The 18,110-nt window shown below is 45.9% G+C and carries 21 protein-coding genes, 1 tRNA gene and 1 pseudogene; 20 read left to right on the top strand and 3 right to left on the bottom strand.

Features of this window, described 5'->3' with window-relative positions; genetic code table 11:
- Positions 1-43: 43 nt before the first annotated feature.
- The 6 genes from PXH68_RS08745 (at position 44) to rpmH (ending at position 5,189) form a co-directional block, all read left to right on the top strand.
- On the top strand, positions 44-1,237 hold the full coding sequence (locus tag PXH68_RS08745; protein WP_248027073.1) for an argininosuccinate synthase: 1,194 nt from the start codon (positions 44-46) through the stop codon (positions 1,235-1,237).
- A 13-nt stretch (positions 1,238-1,250) separates the two neighbouring features.
- Complete coding sequence (gene argH / locus PXH68_RS08740) at positions 1,251-2,645, top strand: argininosuccinate lyase (RefSeq protein ID WP_248027075.1); 1,395 nt, start codon at positions 1,251-1,253, stop codon at positions 2,643-2,645.
- Positions 2,646-2,715: 70 nt separating this feature from the next.
- A complete protein-coding gene (gene rnpA, locus PXH68_RS08735) occupies positions 2,716-3,075 on the top strand; it encodes a ribonuclease P protein component (RefSeq protein WP_205030981.1) in 360 nt (119 codons plus the stop codon).
- A complete protein-coding gene (locus tag PXH68_RS08730) occupies positions 3,059-3,871 on the top strand; it encodes a YidC/Oxa1 family membrane protein insertase (RefSeq protein ID WP_158456404.1) in 813 nt (270 codons plus the stop codon). The genes rnpA and PXH68_RS08730 overlap by 17 nt, the downstream gene beginning before the upstream one ends.
- A gap of 19 nt (positions 3,872-3,890) precedes the next feature.
- A complete protein-coding gene (gene jag, locus PXH68_RS08725; RefSeq protein ID WP_248027077.1) occupies positions 3,891-4,904 on the top strand; it encodes an RNA-binding cell elongation regulator Jag/EloR in 1,014 nt (337 codons plus the stop codon).
- Positions 4,905-5,051: 147 nt separating this feature from the next.
- Positions 5,052-5,189 (top strand): 50S ribosomal protein L34, encoded by a 138-nt coding sequence (rpmH, locus tag PXH68_RS08720; protein WP_018368178.1) that lies wholly within the window; start codon positions 5,052-5,054, stop codon positions 5,187-5,189.
- A 51-nt stretch (positions 5,190-5,240) separates the two neighbouring features.
- On the opposite strand, the gene PXH68_RS08715 is transcribed toward rpmH, so the two are convergent.
- On the bottom strand, positions 5,241-6,056 hold the full coding sequence (locus tag PXH68_RS08715; RefSeq protein WP_248027078.1) for a Cof-type HAD-IIB family hydrolase: 816 nt from the start codon (positions 6,054-6,056) through the stop codon (positions 5,241-5,243).
- A gap of 89 nt (positions 6,057-6,145) precedes the next feature.
- On the opposite strand from PXH68_RS08715, the gene PXH68_RS08710 reads away from it, so the two are divergent.
- The 3 genes and pseudogenes from PXH68_RS08710 to PXH68_RS08700 all read left to right on the top strand — a co-directional run bounded on the left by PXH68_RS08710 (position 6,146) and on the right by PXH68_RS08700 (position 7,988).
- Positions 6,146-6,931 (top strand): TatD family hydrolase, encoded by a 786-nt coding sequence (locus PXH68_RS08710; protein WP_248027080.1) that lies wholly within the window; start codon positions 6,146-6,148, stop codon positions 6,929-6,931.
- A complete protein-coding gene (gene rnmV, locus PXH68_RS08705; RefSeq protein WP_248027083.1) occupies positions 6,915-7,481 on the top strand; it encodes a ribonuclease M5 in 567 nt (188 codons plus the stop codon). The genes PXH68_RS08710 and rnmV overlap by 17 nt, the downstream gene beginning before the upstream one ends.
- Positions 7,474-7,988 (top strand): annotated as a pseudogene (locus PXH68_RS08700) (NUDIX domain-containing protein). Before rnmV ends, PXH68_RS08700 begins: the two are co-directional and overlap by 8 nt.
- 185 nt (positions 7,989-8,173) lie before the next feature.
- On the opposite strand, the gene PXH68_RS09905 reads toward PXH68_RS08700, so the two are convergent.
- Positions 8,174-8,230, bottom strand: a complete 57-nt coding sequence (locus PXH68_RS09905) for a hypothetical protein (protein ID WP_398582981.1) — start codon at positions 8,228-8,230, stop codon at positions 8,174-8,176.
- Between the two features lie 272 nt (positions 8,231-8,502).
- Between PXH68_RS09905 and PXH68_RS08695 the strand changes: the two genes are divergently transcribed.
- The 5 genes from PXH68_RS08695 (at position 8,503) to PXH68_RS08675 (ending at position 12,560) form a co-directional block, all read left to right on the top strand.
- The gene (locus PXH68_RS08695) at positions 8,503-8,763 is read left to right on the top strand and encodes a type II toxin-antitoxin system Phd/YefM family antitoxin (protein WP_029693774.1); all 261 of its coding nucleotides are present in this window, start codon (positions 8,503-8,505) and stop codon (positions 8,761-8,763) included.
- A 1-nt stretch (position 8,764) separates the two neighbouring features.
- Positions 8,765-9,022: a Txe/YoeB family addiction module toxin gene (locus PXH68_RS08690; protein WP_044773375.1), complete on the top strand. Its 258-nt coding sequence runs from the start codon at positions 8,765-8,767 to the stop codon at positions 9,020-9,022.
- 114 nt (positions 9,023-9,136) lie between these two features.
- Positions 9,137-10,012, top strand: coding sequence for a 16S rRNA (adenine(1518)-N(6)/adenine(1519)-N(6))-dimethyltransferase RsmA (gene rsmA / locus PXH68_RS08685; protein ID WP_248027085.1), 876 nt, complete (start codon positions 9,137-9,139; stop codon positions 10,010-10,012).
- Entirely contained in the window at positions 10,009-10,788 is a 780-nt protein-coding gene (locus PXH68_RS08680; protein ID WP_248027086.1) for an ElyC/SanA/YdcF family protein, read from the top strand. The genes rsmA and PXH68_RS08680 overlap by 4 nt, the downstream gene beginning before the upstream one ends.
- A gap of 179 nt (positions 10,789-10,967) precedes the next feature.
- Entirely contained in the window at positions 10,968-12,560 is a 1,593-nt protein-coding gene (locus PXH68_RS08675; protein ID WP_248027088.1) for an ATP-binding cassette domain-containing protein, read from the top strand.
- Between the two features lie 50 nt (positions 12,561-12,610).
- On the opposite strand, the gene PXH68_RS08670 is transcribed toward PXH68_RS08675, so the two are convergent.
- Positions 12,611-12,693: transfer RNA gene (locus PXH68_RS08670), tRNA-Leu, on the bottom strand.
- 164 nt (positions 12,694-12,857) lie between these two features.
- On the opposite strand from PXH68_RS08670, the gene rsgA reads away from it, so the two are divergent.
- Genes rsgA through PXH68_RS08640 form a run of 6 tightly spaced genes read left to right on the top strand, consistent with a single transcriptional unit; the run spans position 12,858 to position 18,068 of the window.
- The gene (gene rsgA, locus PXH68_RS08665) at positions 12,858-13,733 is read left to right on the top strand and encodes a ribosome small subunit-dependent GTPase A (RefSeq protein WP_248027090.1); all 876 of its coding nucleotides are present in this window, start codon (positions 12,858-12,860) and stop codon (positions 13,731-13,733) included.
- 14 nt (positions 13,734-13,747) lie between these two features.
- Complete coding sequence (rpe, locus tag PXH68_RS08660; protein WP_248027092.1) at positions 13,748-14,407, top strand: ribulose-phosphate 3-epimerase; 660 nt, start codon at positions 13,748-13,750, stop codon at positions 14,405-14,407.
- Entirely contained in the window at positions 14,400-15,032 is a 633-nt protein-coding gene (locus PXH68_RS08655) for a thiamine diphosphokinase (protein ID WP_248027093.1), read from the top strand. Before rpe ends, PXH68_RS08655 begins: the two co-directional genes overlap by 8 nt.
- A complete protein-coding gene (locus PXH68_RS08650; protein WP_205030992.1) occupies positions 15,033-16,271 on the top strand; it encodes a DNA recombination protein RmuC in 1,239 nt (412 codons plus the stop codon).
- Positions 16,261-17,202 carry a 3'-5' exoribonuclease YhaM family protein gene (locus tag PXH68_RS08645; RefSeq protein ID WP_141599312.1) on the top strand — a complete coding sequence of 314 codons (942 nt, stop codon included), beginning with the start codon at positions 16,261-16,263 and terminating at the stop codon, positions 17,200-17,202. The genes PXH68_RS08650 and PXH68_RS08645 overlap by 11 nt, the downstream gene beginning before the upstream one ends.
- Positions 17,203-17,216: 14 nt before the next feature.
- On the top strand, positions 17,217-18,068 hold the full coding sequence (locus PXH68_RS08640) for an aminoglycoside phosphotransferase family protein (RefSeq protein WP_248027095.1): 852 nt from the start codon (positions 17,217-17,219) through the stop codon (positions 18,066-18,068).
- The last annotated feature ends 42 nt before the right edge of the window (positions 18,069-18,110 follow it).

Below are 18,110 nucleotides of genomic sequence, written 5' to 3'. Positions count from 1 at the left end.
GACTACGTTTCAATCAAACGAATGAAAAAAAGAGGGAATAGATATGTCAAAAGAAAAATTAATCTTAGCTTATTCAGGTGGTCTTGATACTTCAGTTGCGATTGCTTGGTTGAAAAAAGACTATGATGTCATTGCGGTTTGTATGGATGTTGGTGAGGGCAAGGACCTTGATTTTATTCATGATAAGGCCTTGTCAATCGGTGCTATCGAGTTTCATGTATTGGATGTAAAAGAAGAATTCGCCCAAGAATATGTCCTACCTGCCCTACAAGCCCATGCCTACTATGAGCAAAAATATCCGCTGGTATCGGCTCTCAGCCGTCCTTTGATTTCTAAAAAGTTGGTGGAAATGGCTCATAAGACAGGAGCAACCACTATCGCCCACGGCTGTACTGGTAAGGGCAATGACCAGGTGCGGTTTGAGGTAGCCATTGCAGCCCTGGATCCAACTTTGAAAGTTGTAGCACCTGTTCGAGAGTGGAAGTGGGCGCGTGAAGAGGAAATTATCTTCGCCAAGGAAAATGGTGTACCAGTCCCTGCTGACCTGGACAGTCCTTACTCAGTTGACCAAAATCTTTGGGGTCGTGCCAATGAGTGCGGAGTTTTAGAAAATCCATGGAATGAAGCGCCAGAAGATGCTTTTGGCATCACTACTTCTCCAGAAAATGCACCAGATACTCCTGAGTATGTCGATATTGAGTTTAAAGCAGGTGTTCCTGTTGCTGTAAATGGTGAAGAGTTAAGTCTTGCTAATCTCATTCAAAGACTCAATGTCATTGCTGGTAAGCATGGTGTGGGTCGGATTGACCACGTGGAAAATCGTTTAGTCGGAATCAAGTCACGTGAAATTTATGAGTGTCCAGGTGCTATTACCCTTCTGACAGCCCACAAGGAAATTGAAGATTTGACCCTGGTGCGGGAAGTATCGCATTTCAAACCGATTGTTTCAAACGAACTCTCTAACTTGATTTACAATGGTTTGTGGTTCAATCCTGCAACAGATGCCTTGAAAGCTTACTTGCAAGCAACTCAATCGGTCGTGAATGGTACAGCAAAAGTGAAATTGTATAAGGGATCAGCCAAAGTAGTTGCTCGGAAATCTCCAAATTCACTTTATGACGAAGATTTGGCAACCTATACCAGTGCAGATACTTTTGACCAAGATGCAGCAGTTGGTTTCATCAAGCTTTGGGGATTACCAACCAAAGTCAATGCGGAAATTCATGAAAAGAGCTAGAAAGTAGGAGCTTATGGAAGCAAAGAAATTATGGGGAGGTCGCTTTGAAGCCAGTCTTGAGGAATGGGTAGAAGAATTCGGAGCCTCCATTCGCTTTGACCAAAAACTGGCCAAGTATGATATTCAAGGTTCACTGGCGCATGTACAGATGCTTGGAGCCACAGGGATTATCAAGCTTGAAGAAGCCCAGGCTATTCAAACTGGTCTGGAAGAATTGTTAGCAGAATATGAAGCTGGCAAGTTGGTGTTTGATATTCGAAACGAAGATATTCACATGAATATCGAAAGTCTATTGACGGAGAAAATAGGGCCAGTTGCAGGTAAACTCCACACAGCCCGTTCTCGCAATGATCAGGTAGCGACGGATATGCACCTTTATCTGAAGGACACCCTCTTTCAAGCTGTAGATAAATTGACCAACCTACGTCAGGTTTTACTAGACCTTGCACAGGAGCATGTGGAAACAATCATGCCCGGCTATACCCACTTGCAACATGCTCAACCTATCAGTTTTGCTCAGCACTTGTTGGCCTATTACAACATGTTCAGCCGAGACAGTGAGCGCTTTGCATTCAACATGCAGCATACAAATGTATCCCCACTTGGTGCGGCGGCTTTAGCAGGGACGACCTTTCCGATTGATCGTCAGATGACGTCGGATTTAATGGGATTTGCCAAGCCCTATAGTAATTCTCTCGATGCTGTGTCTGACCGTGATTTTATCCTTGAATTTCTGTCAAATGCCAGTATCCTCATGATGCACATGTCGCGTTTGTGTGAAGAAATTATTAACTGGTGTTCGCATGAATACCAATTTGTCACCCTATCCGATACCTTTTCAACAGGTTCTTCCATCATGCCTCAGAAGAAAAATCCAGATATGGCTGAGCTGATTCGGGGGAAAACAGGTAGAGTTTATGGAAACTTAGTTGGCTTACTGACGGTCATGAAATCCCTGCCTTTAACCTATAATAAGGACTTGCAGGAAGACAAGGAAGGCATGTTTGATACGGCAGAAACGATTTTGATTTCGATTGATATTTTGGCGGGTATGCTGAAAACGATGACGGTCCATAAGGAAAGGATGGCTCAGTCGACAGAGAAGGATTTTTCAAATGCAACTGAATTAGCGGATTACTTGGCTAGTAAAGGTCTGCCCTTCCGCCAAGCGCATGAGATTGTTGGGAAACTGGTCTTGGAATGTAGCAGAGCAGGACACTATCTCCAGGATGTTCCTTTGGAACGTTTTCAAGAGCTGTCGCCTGTCATTGGACCGGATATTTATACAGCCTTAGAGTCTAAGACTGCAGTCTTACGAAGAAATTCGCTAGGTGGAACTGGATTTGAATCCATTCATTGGCAAATTCAACAAGCAAAAGAGCAAATACTAGCTCCAAAAAGCCTCTAAACGTGATGTTTATTGGCTTTTTTGAATTTTATGGTATAATAGAAGTAATTTTGAAAGATGGAGTTCAGTTTTGAGAAAAACCTACCGTGTTAAACGAGAGCGTGATTTCAAGGAGATTTTTAACAAAGGTAAAAATGTAGCCAACCGTAAATTTGTTGTCTATCATCTGCCACAGGGCCGGGACCATTTTCGGGTCGGTCTATCGGTTAGTAAAAAACTTGGAAATGCAGTCACTCGCAATCAAATCAAGCGCCGTCTGCGCCATGTGTTACAGGAACTCAAACCCTTTCTTCAATCAGAAGACTTTGTCATCATTGCACGAAAGGGTGTGGAAGAATTGAGTTACCAAGAAGTCTATCAAAACCTGCTTCATGTTTTAAAACTAGCCAATCTATTCCAGGAAGGTGAAACTCTTGAAAAAGAAAGTTAAGTGGGCTAGCCTCTCTGCCTTTGTCCTTTTATTTTTGTCAGCATGTGGGACAGGTGAAGTGACCAGCCAGTCAACAGGTATCTGGGACCAGCTTATTTACTGGTTTGCCAGCATGATTCAATTTTTGTCCATCAATGGCCAAATTGGTATCGGGATTATCCTCTTTACCATTTTGATTCGGACCCTGCTCTTACCCCTCTTCCAAATCCAAATGGAATCCAATCGGAAAATGCAGGACCTTCAACCACAGCTACGTGCCCTCCAAGAGCAGTATCCAGGGACAGACTTAGATAGCCGCCAGGCCTTGACAGAAGCGACACGAGCGCTTTACAAGGAACACGGTGTCAGCATGCGATCGTCCATGATGCCACTCTTTATTCAGTTGCCGATTTTGATGATTCTTTACAATGCCTTGACTAGTGTTGAAGCATTGAAAGTAGGGCAATTTCTCTGGTTGAACCTTGGCGAAACGGACCCTTATTTTATCCTACCGCTATTGGCTGCTGCCCTGACATTTGCCAGCAGTTGGCTTACCAATAAAGCTGCGCTGGAAAAAAATGGGGCTTTGACGGTGATGATGTACACCATGCCCTTGGTAATTTTTTTCTTTGCTATCAATGCAGCAAGTGGTGTCGCCCTTTACTGGACCGTTTCAAATGCCTATCAGGTCTTCCAAACCCTGCTATTAAACAATCCATTTAAAATCATCGCAGAGCGTCAAGCCAAGATTGATGAAGAAAAAGAACGGCAGGCGCGGATTCGACGGGCTAAGAAAAAAGCTGGGAAAAAGAAATAGGAGATGAGGAGAGAAGAAGATGAAATTTACAGGATCAAGTGTAGAAGAAGCCATACAGAATGGTTTGCAGGAATTGGATATTCCGCGTAAAAAAGCACATATCACCGTCATCGCTCGCGAGAAAAAAGGTTTCTTTGGTTTTGGGAAGAAGCCAGCTGTTGTTGATATCGATGTGATCAATGAAACAACGGTTGTCAAAGCCAATCAAAAAGCGGTTCGTGGCGTCCCTTCAGAGATTAACGAGCTCAATGAACCGGTGAAAAGTGTTTCAGAAGCAACGATTGACCTTGGGAAGGTGGTCGCAGCTGTGAAAGAATTTGAGAAGTCTGGTGAGGTATTGGATGACCGCATCAAGGCTCAGATTTTGAAAAATGAAAAAGATGCGAAGACGATTTTGGAAGAAACAGGTCGTATCGAAATCATTCAAGATGATGTGATTGTAGCCCAAACTAGTCCAGAAATCGCGCCAGCAGTGGAAGTAACTGAGCCAGTGACACCAGTTGAGGAAGAGCGAACAACAGTTCAACAAGAATTTGCTGATTTAGATATTCCAGTTCAGGAAAGCTACCAGATTGAAGAGGTGGTGGAGCAGGTGACAGCCTACATCCAATCCATTTTGGATGATATGGATGTGGAAACCACTATCGACAGCAGCCACAACCGTCGTTCGATCAATTTGCAGATTGACACCAATGAACCAGGGCGTGTGATTGGCTACCATGGTAAGGTTCTGAAATCCTTGCAACTCTTGGCGCAGAACTACTTGTTCAACCGTTACGAGCGCAATTTTTACATTTCTATCAACGTGAATGACTACGTCGAGCACCGTGCAGAAGTCTTGCAGGGCTACGCCCAAAAATTAGCAGAGCGTGTCTTGTTGGAAGGCGAAGCCTACCACACAGACCCAATGTCTAGCAGCGAGCGGAAGATTATCCACCGCATCATTTCGAAAATGGAAGGTTTGACCAGCTACTCAGAAGGTAGCGAACCAAATCGCTATGTTGTCGTAGATGTGGATAGCCAACGCAATTAGGAATCGCTTTCATATTGAATTTCATAACTTGATGAAAGAATAGCTTGACAAAGCGACCGATTTTCGGTAAAATAGCCTGGTATGTTTAGTAACTGATCAAAACTAGCCGGCTAAACGAATACAAGAATCTAAGAGGAGGTATTCATCGTGAAACGTACTTTTCAACCAAGTAAAATCCGTCGTGCTCGTAAACACGGATTCCGTAACCGTATGTCAACTAAAAACGGCCGTCGCGTATTAGCAGCTCGTCGTCGTAAAGGACGCAAAGTGCTTGCAGTGGCATAAGATGAAACAAATGAAACCAACAGAAACTCGAGTCTGTTGGTTTTTTTGTTGCTATTGGGAAAGGATAAAGCGTTCAATGGCCTTGGCAACGCCTGCTTGGTCGTTGGTGGTGGTTGTATAATCTGCTAGGCTTTGGATGGCTGCTGTTGCGTTGCCCATAGCGATTCCAAGCCCTGCCACGGTGAGAAGTTCAGTGTCGTTGTTGCCATCGCCAATGGCCATAATCTGTTCTGGCTCAATCTGAAGTTTGTGGGCGAGAGCTAAGACGGTGCTTCCCTTATTGACCCCCTTGGGCAGTATTTCAAAAGCATGGTCTAAGCTACGTACGGGATGGTAGTGCTGAGATAGGTTAGCTTCGTAGCGTTTTTGGAAGGCGGTCAGCCGCTCGGTTTCACCCATGAAAATCGGAACAAGGACGGGTAATTGTAGGGCTAGAAAGTCATCCAACCGGCTATGATAGAGGATAGATGATTCGACCTGAGCATCTCGGATGGCAGCTGCATTGAGATACTTGCCCAAGGCATAGTTGGCGTGAGGGGTGAAGAGGACCAGATTCAGGTCTGGAAAGTCTTCTAAAAGAGCGTAGAGAGAGGAAAGTTGCTCGGCAGGTACCGAGTGATAGTCTAGGATGGACCAGTCTTTGGTTGCCAAGGTCAAGCAGCCATTGTTGCCAATAGCATAAGGTTGCTCGGGGATATCAAGTTGTTCAAAATAATCCCTGATCCCTGAAATGGGTCTGCCCGTTGCCAATAAGATGGTCACTCCCAGTTGGCTGGCAGCTTGAATAGCAGCCTTGTCCTGAGGGTGAATCGTCTTTTCAGAAGTCAGTAAGGTGCCATCTAAATCAATGGCTAAGAGTCGAATCATGAAGTACCTCCTAAGTAGGCTCATTGTACCATACATGTCTGGCGCATACAAGATTAGGTCCTCCATGGGACTTGTGGTACAATAAGAGTATGACACTACAAATTTTTGATACACACACCCACCTCAACGTAGAGCAGTTTGACGGTCGGGTTCAAGAGGAATTAGATTTTGCCAAGGAAATGGGGGTCACCCTCCACAATGTGGTCGGTTTTGACCGAGCAACCATTGACAAGGCTATGGAACTGGCTGACCAGCATCCTGAAATTTATCTGACACTGGGCTGGCATCCGACAGAGGCTGGCACCTATGACGAAGAAGTAGAAAGCTACTTGCTTGAGGCACTCAAACATCCCAAGGTCATTGCCCTGGGGGAGATTGGGCTGGACTACTACTGGATGACGGCGGATAAGGATACTCAGGCTCGTGTTTTCAAGCGACAGATGGAGTTGGCCAAGCAGTTGGATTTGCCCTTTGTGGTTCATACTCGCGATGCTTTGGAAGATACTTACCAGATCATCAAGGAAGTCGGCGTCGGTCCGCGTGGAGGCATCATGCATTCCTTCTCTGGTACGCTAGAGGAGGCTCAGGCCTTCATGGATTTGGGTATGCACATCTCCTTCTCGGGAGTGGTGACCTTCAAGAAAGCCGTCGAACTTCAGGAAGCGGCGCAAGCATTACCCCTAGAAAAAATCCTAGTCGAGACGGATGCGCCCTACCTGGCCCCAGTTCCTAAGCGTGGTCGGGAAAATCGCACCGGCTACACCAGATATGTGGTGGATATGCTGGCCCAGCTTCGCAACCAGTCGGTCGAAGAAGTGGCGAAAGCGACCTACGAGAATGCAAGGAGCCTGTTCAGAATTGACACAGAAAATTAAGATACAAGAAGTCCTCGTTGTTGAAGGAAAAGACGACACGGCAAACCTCAAACGCTTTTACGAGGTGGATACCTACGAAACCAGAGGCTCTGCCATATCAGACGATGACTTGGAACGCATCGAGAAACTCCATGACCTGCGTGGCGTTATTGTCTTTACTGACCCAGACTACAATGGGGAGCGGATTCGGAAGATGATTATGCAGGCTATTCCCACGGTCAAACACGCCTTTTTACATCGGGACGAGGCCAGGCCCCAGTCCAAAACAAAAGGGCGGTCCTTGGGCATTGAGCACGCCAGCTTTGAGGACTTGGAAAAAGCCCTCGCAGGCGTGCGTGGTTATTACGATGATGAAAATAACTTTGACATCACCAAGTCAGACCTAATGCGCCTAGGCTTGCTTATGGGTGGGGACAGCCGCAAGCGGAGAGAGTATCTAGGAGAACGCTTGCGCATCGGCTACTGCAACGGCAAGCAACTACTCAAACGCTTAGAACTCTTTGGGATTGGTCTGGCGGAAGTGGAGGAAGTGATGGGAGAGTATGAGTAGGACAGAGCAAGTTATCCTAACCAATATGTGCATGATTACAGACGGTCAGCAGGTATTAGTCCAGGATAGGAAGTCTGAAAAGTGGCCTGGTATGACTTTTCCAGGTGGCTCTAAGAGCCTGGGGATAGGCTCTTAGAGGTTGGAAATTGGAAAAGCGTAGCTTTTTTCGGTCGTGAATGTGGAGAGAGTATTATTGCCTCCGTTATTCGTGAGGTCAAAGAAGAAACAGGTTTGACAGTATCTAATCTCGAGCTTTGTGGCATTCAAAACTGGACGGACCCTACTGACCACTATCGTTATCTGGTATTTTGTTACAAAACCAGCCATTTTTCAGGCTCTATCCAATCTTCAGATGAGGGCGAGGTCTTCTGGATTGACTGTGCGAAGCTGAGGAATATTCAGCTGGCAGACGGTTTTGAATCCATGCTGGAAATCTTTGAACAGCCACAGCTGACGGAGAATTTTTACTGGTTTGAAGACGGCGAGTGGAAGGTGGAGAATAAGTGAGTTTAGCGAAGCAAACTGCCGATTGACTTGACAATTCCACTTAAAAAGCCTACAATAAAAACAGAAAGGTCACCAAGTTTTCACCTGATGACCCATAGGACCGTTTTAAAGACGGGACGGATTTGTAGATAACAGAAAAACCGCTACTTACAGACCTGTCAAAGTTGGAAGTGCGGTTTTACTGTTTATTTTTTTCGTTGAAATGTTAAAATAGCCAGTAAAAGAATGCCAAAGTTTATCATTAGCTCAATTGCCTCATAAACTGACATCGACGGTCACCTTTCTAAGGAGTTGTGCCATGGCCTCACCTCCTGCATCAGATTTCCGTCCCGCCTTCGGAACTTCCCTACAATAGATTAATTCGGAAAACAACAAGTATTTTGTTCCGCTTTTTTAAAATAAAAGGCAAAAAATGAGAAACACGCATAAGAATCGCTAAAGAGTTGTACAATAAGTTTGACAACTCTTTTTTTCTGTGCTATAGTAAGCCTAGAAATGATGAGAGGTATTGCTTATGGAAGCTATTGTATATTCCCATTTTCGAAACCACTTAAAGGACTATATGAAAAAGGTCAATGATGAGTTTGAGCCTTTGGTCGTGGTTAATAAAAATCCAGAGGAAGATATTGTTGTACTGTCAAAGAGTGAGTGGGATAGTTTACAAGAAACCCTCGCTGTTGCTCGGAACGCTTACCTATCTCAGAAAGTCTTGCGTGGTATGGCTCAAGTCAAAGCAGGACAAACCCAAGAACGAAACCTGATAGAGGCAGACTAGCATGGGAATCCATTTTACAGACGACGCCTGGGAAGACTATCTTTATTGGCAAGGTCAGGATAAGAAAACATTGAAGAGAATCAATAAGATTATCAAGGATATGCAACGACATCCTTTTGAAGGCATTGCCAAACCAGAGCCTTTGAAGTATGATTATCAAGGTGCTTGGTCAAGAAGGATTGATGCGGAGAATCGGTTGATTTACATGGTAGAAGCAGACCAGTTGTATATCTTGTCGCTAAAGGACCATTATGGGTGAGAGTAGAAGAAACAGAGATAAAAGATGCAGATAATCAAACTGACAAAAGTTGCTTTTGTTACCTCGCTGTCTATCTGAAGCTTGCCTAGAAATAAAAAACAAGAAAGAACACACATGAGAATCGCAGACAAAAACGTTACTCGTGCCGTCCTTGAACGCCACGGGTTTACCTTTAAGAAATCTTTCGGTCAGAACTTTTTGACCGATACCAATATTTTACAGAAGATTGTGGACACGGCAGAGATTGACCGAAATGTCAATGTCATCGAGATTGGTCCTGGAATCGGAGCCTTGACCGAGTTTTTGGCGGAGAATGCTGCTGAGGTCATGGCTTTTGAGATTGACGACCGCCTGATTCCGATTTTGGCAGACACCTTGGACCGCTTTGACAATGTGACCGTGGTCAATCAAGACATCTTGAAAACCGACCTGCAGACCCAGATTCAGAATTTCAAGAATCCTGACCTGCCCATCAAGGTCGTGGCCAACCTGCCTTACTACATCACCACCCCAATCCTCATGCACCTGATTGAGAGCAAGATTCCCTTTAGCGAGTTCGTGGTCATGATGCAGCGGGAGGTGGCCGACCGCATTTCTGCCGAGCCAAACACCAAGGCCTACGGCAGCCTGTCCATTGCAGTCCAGTACTACATGACTGCCAAGGTAGCCTTCATCGTGCCTCGGACCGTCTTTGTGCCCGCACCAAACGTGGACTCCGCCATTCTCAAAATGGTCCGCCGCGAGCAACCCCTGGTGAGCGTCAAAGACGAAGATTTCTTCTTCCGGGTGTCCAAGGCCAGCTTTGTGCACCGCCGCAAGACCCTGTGGAACAACCTGACCAACCATTTCGGCAAGTCCGAAGAGGTCAAGGACAAACTGACGCAGGCACTTGGCATGGCAGAGCTGGAAGCCAGTGTCCGTGGAGAAGCACTTTCCATGGCTGACTTCGCACGTTTGTCTGACAGCCTCCAGGAAGCAGGTTTAGCATGATACTATCGCAGGCAGTTAATCAATTAGCCCAGTTTTGTGGACCGCGGGATCTGTCTTCCTTGACAAAACAAGCTCTCCAAACAGAGCAAGGACTAGAACAAGTAGATGTTCTAGCCTTTTTTGGCGGTTCCATTCTAGCTGGTGGTGACCAACTGGCAGAAGCTATTCGAAACAAAATTGCTAAAACCTACGTCATCGTAGGTGGAGCAGGTCACACGACCGACGGACTTCGCCAACAGGTACGGGACCATTTTCCTCAGCTGGATCCAAGTGGCTTGACCGAGGCAGAGATTTTTCAAGCCTACCTGGAGCAGAAGTACGGTCTGTCAGCTGATTTGCTAGAAACCCAGTCCACCAACTGCGGTAATAATGTCACCTTCCTACTGGACTTATTGGCTGAGAAGGGCATTGACTTTCAGTCCATTCTGCTCATGCAAGATGCCACCATGCAGCGTCGGATGTGGGCAACGATGAAGAAGTACGCAGCGGATAAGCTCCTGCTCAATTACGCCAGCTACCAAGTGACTGTCAAAGAAGAAAATGGACAACTCCACTTTGATAATGCTCCCTTTGGTATGTGGGGCATGGACTGCTACCTCAGCCTGCTTTTAGGCGAAATTCCCCGCCTGCGAGATGACGAAGAGGGCTACGGACCAAGAGGAGCCAACTATTTGGCCCATATCGACATTCCAGAAGAAGCCCAAGCCAGCTACCAGTTGGTCCAGGAAAAGACAGGCCTAACCAGTCGCAAAGCCAATCCCAAGTATGCAGGATAAGCAAAAAACCAAGCCAGATGTGGCTTGGTTTTTTGTGAAAAATCAAACAAACATAATGGGAGTGTGGTAAAATAAATAAGTGGTGACGATGTTTAGAGTTGAGATTTAGTTCCAGTCGCCTGTCCATGCTTGTATCTACTAGTGTTGGCCATACAAACCAGACAATAAGAGGAGGAGTTATGAAAAAGATTATCTATCAATTGAGAACAGTGATTGCCATTCAGTTGATTTTCCATATCTTATATAGTTTGACCAATGTCGTCTTGCCTGAGTTAAATAAGTATCTTTTTGATCATATTTTTCAGATAGGCTGGACAGGGCTTGTCTGGCTCTTGTTGGCCTATGCCTTGACCATTATTGCTAATTCAGTTTTTCAGTACATTTCCCAGGTTTATGAGTGGAAGGTGTCTCAGGGGTTCTATGTCACGGCTAAAAAAGGCCTGGCAAACCGCTTGTTATCACAGCCTTTATCCAAATTTTCAGAGAAGAATGTCTCTGCCTATCTGTCCATTTTTGACAACGATTTGGAAACCATTGAGGAGAGTTATCTGAGTCCTCTCATGGACATTATCCGCTCTAGTTTGAGCATGCTCATCTATGCGGTTTCCCTCTTTCTCTTTGTTCATCCGCTGGTTGCGGTGGGCATTATTCTGTCTTCTGCTCTGGCAGTCTTCATTCCCAAGTTGATTTCTGGTCCTCTTTCTCAGCGTCAGCGGGCATTTTTACAGAGTTTGGAAAGCTATTTTCAGGTGGTGACGGACCTCTTTTCTGCCAAGAATCGTGTCAATACCGAAACTTTCGGCTCCATCAGTCGTGTCCACCATCGGTCAGTAGAAGAAAGTGAACAGGCTCGTTTTCGCTTTGGGCAATTCAAGACCTTGGCCAATGTCGTCAATGGATTTTCCATGTTTTTGGTGCAATTAACGGCTTTTGGCTTGGTCGGCTACCTCTTGCTACAAAAAAAGTTGACCATCGGTGCTGCCATTGCGACTTTTAGCTATGTTGAAAATTTCATCTATCCCATGAAATACATCCTCTTGGATGTCAATTATATCCATTCGACCAAGGAAACGGTCGCTAATTTAGAAGATTATCTTGCTGGTCAAGTCTTGTCTGAGCAAGTGCCAAGCTATCCCAAGGTGACAGCTTTGGAAGTCAGGGATGTGGCCTATCGTGTGGGAGAATTAGCGGTAGCAGATTTTTCCTATCGGTTTGACAAGGGGAAAAAGTATGCCATCATTGGCCCGTCAGCCAGCGGGAAATCGACTTTTCTACGAGTGTTGGCAGGGGAACTGGCTCTGGACATGGGAAGTGTTTCTTATTTGGAACATGATGTTTCACATGAAATGGAAGCAGCTACCGCCTTCTATCTTAGCCAGTTTGAGCATCTTTACCATACCGATTTTGAAAACAATGTGTCTGTTTTTGGAACCTATGAGAAGGGAAGAGATGTCATGCTTGGCTTGTTAAGGAGCTTGCCAACGAGTTTACAGGACACCTTGCGTACAACAAGCGATCCCAGTCTCTTGAGTGGTGGCGAGAAAAATACCCTGTGTCTGCTCCGTGCCCTGATGAGCGGCAAGGACATCTTGCTCTTGGATGAACCGACCGCCCATTTAGACCCTGCCTTGACCAAACAGGTCTTGACCCACCTTTTGCAGTTGGAGGACAAACTCATCATTACTATCTTGCACCAATCAGACCCTGCCATCCTAGACATGTTTGATGTGGTTTTGGAAATGCGTGATGGGAAATTGAATGAGAAGATATAAAAATGACCCCAAGTCATCAACTTTGACTTGGGGTTATCCTTTATAAATAATGCGGAGGAAGGGATTTGAACCCTCACACCCGTACGGGCACATGCGCCTGAAGCATGCGTGTCTGCCGTTCCACCACCTCCGCTTGTTTTTTATTATACTATTTTTTTCTTGACTTGGCTAGAGGGAACAGTTGTTTTGGTCTTTGAAAGATGAATTTTTCTGATGGAGCAAGATATCATGCACGACATCATAATTTCAAGGAAATTTTTGTTATAATAGTAGCAAGTACACACAAAGGAGTCTTCATTGCAAGGAAGAATTATCAAGGCCTTGGCAGGTTTTTACTATGTTGAGGCAAATGGAATTGTTTATCAAACCAGAGCCAGAGGAAATTTTCGTAAGAAAGGCCAAACGCCCTACGTGGGTGATTTTGTGGACTTTTCTGCGGAGGAAAACTCAGAAGGCTATATTTTAAAGATCCATGAGCGGAAGAATAGTTTGGTTCGACCTCCTATCGTTAATATCGATCAGGCGGTGGTTATCATGTCGGCCAAGGAACCTGATTTTAATGCCAATCTACTAGACCGTTTCCTAGTGCTTTTGGAACAGAAGGACATGGATCCTATTATTTATATCTCTAAGATGGACTTGGTAGAAGATCGGACGGAAATGGATGCCTTCAAGGCTATCTATGAGAAAATTGGCTATCCATTTGTCCATAGTTTGGAGGAATTGACGCCATTATTACAGGATAAGGTGACGGTCTTTATGGGGCAGACAGGGGTTGGTAAGTCGACTCTTCTCAATCGCATTGCGCCAGAATTAGCCTTGGAAACAGGGGCTATTTCAGATAGTCTGGGGCGTGGTCGCCATACCACTCGTGCGGTCAGTTTCTACAATGTCTTCGGTGGGAAAATTGCGGATACGCCAGGTTTTTCATCCCTAGACTATGAAGTCAAGGAGGCTGAGGCTCTGACAGATTGTTTCCCAGAGATTGCGGAAAGCAGCCAGGACTGCAAATTTAGGACCTGTACCCACACCCATGAGCCGGATTGTGCGGTCAAGGAAGCTGTTGCCAGCTCTGCCATTTCCCAAAGTCGCTTTGACAATTATCTCCAATTCCTCTGCGAAATCCAAAATCAGCGCGAAACCTATACCAAGGTAAGTAAGAAATTCAAATAGAAAGTTGGTTCTGTATGTCATATTATAAGATTGCACCGTCTATTTTGGCGGCAGATTATGCAAATTTTGAAAAAGAGCTCAAGCGTCTAGAAAAGACAGGTGTGGAGTATGTGCACATTGATGTCATGGACGGTCATTTTGTGCCAAATATCAGCTTTGGGGCGGATGTGGTTGCGGCTATGCGTCCTCATAGCAAGCTGGTTTTCGATTGCCATCTCATGGTGTCCAATCCTGAAAATCATATTGAGACCTTTGCCCGTGCGGGTGCAGATATTTTAACCATTCATGCAGAAGCAACGGTTCATCTACATGGAACACTACAAAAAATCCGTGCCGCTGGTATGAAGGTGGGTGTGGTCATCAATCCAGGTACACCACTTGTGACCATTGAGCCTGTGCTCGACTTGGTGGATCAGGTTCTGCTCATGACGGTCAACCCAGGTTTTGGTGGACAAGCCTACATTCCAGAAGTGGCTGAGAAGATTGAGGCCTTGGCCAAACTGCGTGAAGCCAAGGGCTTGAACTTTGACATCGAAGTGGACGGCGGGATTGACGACAAGACCATTCATTCAGCCAAAAATGCGGGTGCCAATGTCTTTGTGGCAGGTTCCTATCTCTTCAAAGGAGACTTGGATGCCAACGTTGCCAAATTGAGAGCTGCCCTTCATGACTAAGGTGACCTTGGTAGCAGGAGGTCCGCTTACTCTCTTGCCTGAGCCTGCGGATCTTTACGTGGGAGTCGATGCTGGCTCTCTTCGTCTTCTGGACCATTCCCTGCCTCTTGACTGGGCCATGGGTGATTTTGACTCGGTGACTTCTGAAGAGTTGGGGCGGGTAAAGGATCAAGCAGAGCGTTTTTTGCAAGCTCCTGCTGAAAAAGATGATACAGACTTGGAGCTGGCTTTAAAGGAAATCTTCAAGGCCTATCCGCAGGCTCAGGTTCGCATATACGGAGCCTTGGGTGGCCGCATGGACCACATGATGGCTAATCTCTTTCTGGCTGCAGAGCCTGACTTGGCAACCTATATGGAGCAGATTGAATTGGTAGATGATCAGAACGTTATCCGTTTTCGACCTGCAGGTCAGCACCGTTTGTCACCGATTGCTGGTATGAAGTACATTTCCTTTATGCCGTCGGACCAGAGTCGCCTGACCATTCGTCATGCCAAGTACCCGTTGGATGCCAGCAATTATTTTTTCAAAAAATGTTATTCCTCTAACGAATTTATAGATAGAGACATAGACATTCAACTGGATAAGGGCTATGTGGTCCTTATCTACAGTAAGGATAAGGATTAGATGGATATTGTATTACTTATTTTGCTGATACTGGTCTTGCTCGCCTTGGTTTTTCTTTATGGAAAATGGCAGAGCTTGGCCCTGCTTTTGCAAGATCAGGCAGAAGACACAGCAGACAACTTGTCTGATCAGCTCAGCTATCAACTAGAAAATGCAACTCTCAAACAGCAACAGGCCATTCATCAGGAAGTAGAAAGACTCCGCACGGAGCTTTACCAACAGCTAACCGACATCCGTCAAGAGCTGAATAAGAGCCACTTGGAAACGCGAGATGCCACCGACCGCCGTTTGCAGGCCATTCAGGAGTCCAATGAAAAACGCCTGGAAGAGATGCGGCAGACGGTTGAGGAAAAGCTAGAGAAAACCCTGCAAACCCGCCTACAAGCCTCCTTTGAAACGGTGTCCAAGCAATTGGAATCGGTCAATCGTGGTCTGGGCGAAATGCAGACGGTGGCGCGTGATGTGGGTAGTCTTAACAAGGTGTTGTCTGGCACCAAAACCCGTGGCATCATGGGTGAATTGCAGCTGGGACAGATTATCGAGGATATTTTGACACCTAGCCAATATGAGCGAGAGTTTGCCACGGTTTCAGGCTCTAGTGAGCGCGTGGAGTATGCGGTCAAGCTACCAGGACGGACGGAAGGCGACTATATCTACTTGCCAATCGATTCCAAGTTTCCGCTGGCGGATTACTACCGCTTGGAAGATGCTTACGAAAGTGGGGACAAAGATCAGATTGACCTCCATCGGAAAAATCTCTTGGCTGCTATTAAACGCTTTGCCAAGGACATTCAGAGCAAGTACCTTAATCCGCCTGAAACGACTAACTTTGGCGTGTTGTTCTTGCCAACCGAAGGGCTGTATTCAGAAGTGGTCCGCAATCCCATTTTCTTTGATGACCTACGCCGACAGGAAAATATCGTGGTAGCAGGACCGACCACACTTTCTGCCCTGCTCAATTCCCTCTCCGTCGGCTTTAAGACCCTCAACATTCAACGGTCAGCCGATGATATTTCTAAGGTCTTGGGCAATGTCAAGCTGGAATTTGGCAAGTTTTCTGACCTCTTGCTTAAGGCTCAGAAACAACTCAATCAGGCTAGCAGCAATATTGACAAACTCCTAACCACTCGCACCAACGCTATCGAGCGTAGTCTTCGTACCATTGACCTGTACGAAGATGATCAAACCAAGGGTTTACTTGGTCTGCCACCCCTAGATGAGGAAGACAATGAAAATTAACCAAATGAAAAAAGATGAATTCTTCGAAGGATTCTATCTAATCAAGTCAGCAGAAGTCCGACAAACACGGGCTGGAAAAGACTACCTAGCCCTGACCTTCCAGGATGATACTGGTGAGATTGAAGGCAAGGTCTGGGATGCCCAGCCAGGGAAAATCAAGGATTTTACTGCTGGGACAGTTGTTCATATGCAGGGACGCCGTGAAGTTTACAACAACACCCCTCAGGTCAATCAACTGGTTCTGCGTTTGCCTATGCTGGGGGAGCCGAGCGATCCCGCTGATTTTAAGGAAAAACCACCTGTGGATGTTAAAGACACTAAGGACTATCTGAGCCAGATGATTTTCCGCATCGAAAATGCCACATGGCAGCGGATTGTCCGTGCTCTTTACAGCAAGTACGACAAGGAATTTTATTCCTATCCAGCGGCCAAGACCAATCACCATGCCTTCTATTCAGGTTTGTCCTTCCATACGGCGACCATGGTCCGTTTGGCTGATAAAATTGGTGACATCTATCCCCAGCTCAATAAGAGCCTGCTCTTTGCAGGAATTATGCTGCATGACCTAGCCAAGGTGATTGAACTGACAGGACCTGATAACACAGGCTACACTGTCCGTGGCAATCTGATTGGGCACATTTCCTTGATTGATGAAGAGATTACCAAGGTTTTGGTGGAATTGGGCATCGACGATAGCAAGGAGGAAGTGACTGTTCTGCGCCATGTTATCCTCAGCCACCACGGCCTCTTGGAGTATGGTAGCCCTGTCCGTCCGCAGATTATGGAGGCGGAAATCCTCCACATGATTGACAACATCGATGCGGAAATGATGATGATGCTATCGGCCTTGGACAAGGTCGGCCCAGGCGAGATGACCAACCGTATCTTTGCCATGGATAACCGCGCCTTCTATAAGCCCAATATCGACTAATGGTAGTTAGGATAGTGTCTCGACAACCCCTCACCAAAGGCTGGTCCACGGACCAAAAGTACAAGGTCCAGCTAGAAGATGGCCGCTTTGGTCTGTTGAGAATAGCAGAGCGGCCAGCCTATGAGGCTAAGCGATTAGAGTTTCGATTGGTTCAAAGCTTGTTTGAGAAAGACTTGCCTGTGGCAGAGCCACTAAGTTTTTGGGCGGATGACTTGTCTGTTTACACCCTTTATGAATGGGTGGAAGGTCAGGACATGAATGAAGTGGCTTCCGATCTGTCTGATTCTGTCTTGTATGATTTGGGTTGTCAGGCTGGACAGATTTTGCGAACCTTGCATGTCCTACCGATTGACCAAAGTCAACGGGACTGGAACAGTTTTTATCAAGCTAAGATTGACAGTAAAATCAAGGCCTACCAAGCAGCTAGTCATTCCTATCCAAATGGTCAAGCCATGATAGACTTTGTTCAGGCCAATCGTCACTTGCTTGAAGGGAGACCAATTACCTACCATCATGGTGATTTTCATACAGGGAATTTTCTACTGGGAAGAGATGGAAAGCTAAAAATCTTAGACTTTGATCGCTACGATATAGGAGATCCCTGGGAAGAATTCAACCGTTTGATTTTCACGGCAGATTTGTCTCCAGCCTTTGCGCGTGGTCAGGTAGATGCCTATTTTGACGGAGCTATTCCAGAGGAATTTTGGAGACTCATGGCTCTTTATGTAACAGTAAATAGTCTAGGCGCTCTTTCTTGGGCAGAGCAAGTCGATCCTGACCAAGTTCCCTTGATGCAGGAACAGGCGGCCACCATCACAGAATGGTATGCGGACTTTAATCACTTGGTTCCAACTTGGTATGCCTGAAAATGAAAGAAAAAACGAAAAAAGTGAACTGTTTTACTAAAA

This window comes from Streptococcus sp. 29896, from assembly GCF_032594915.1.
In the GTDB taxonomy this organism is placed as follows: domain Bacteria; phylum Bacillota; class Bacilli; order Lactobacillales; family Streptococcaceae; genus Streptococcus; species Streptococcus suivaginalis.
Note: the sequence above shows the minus strand (reverse complement) of the source record. Positions and strands in the feature narration are given on the sequence as shown.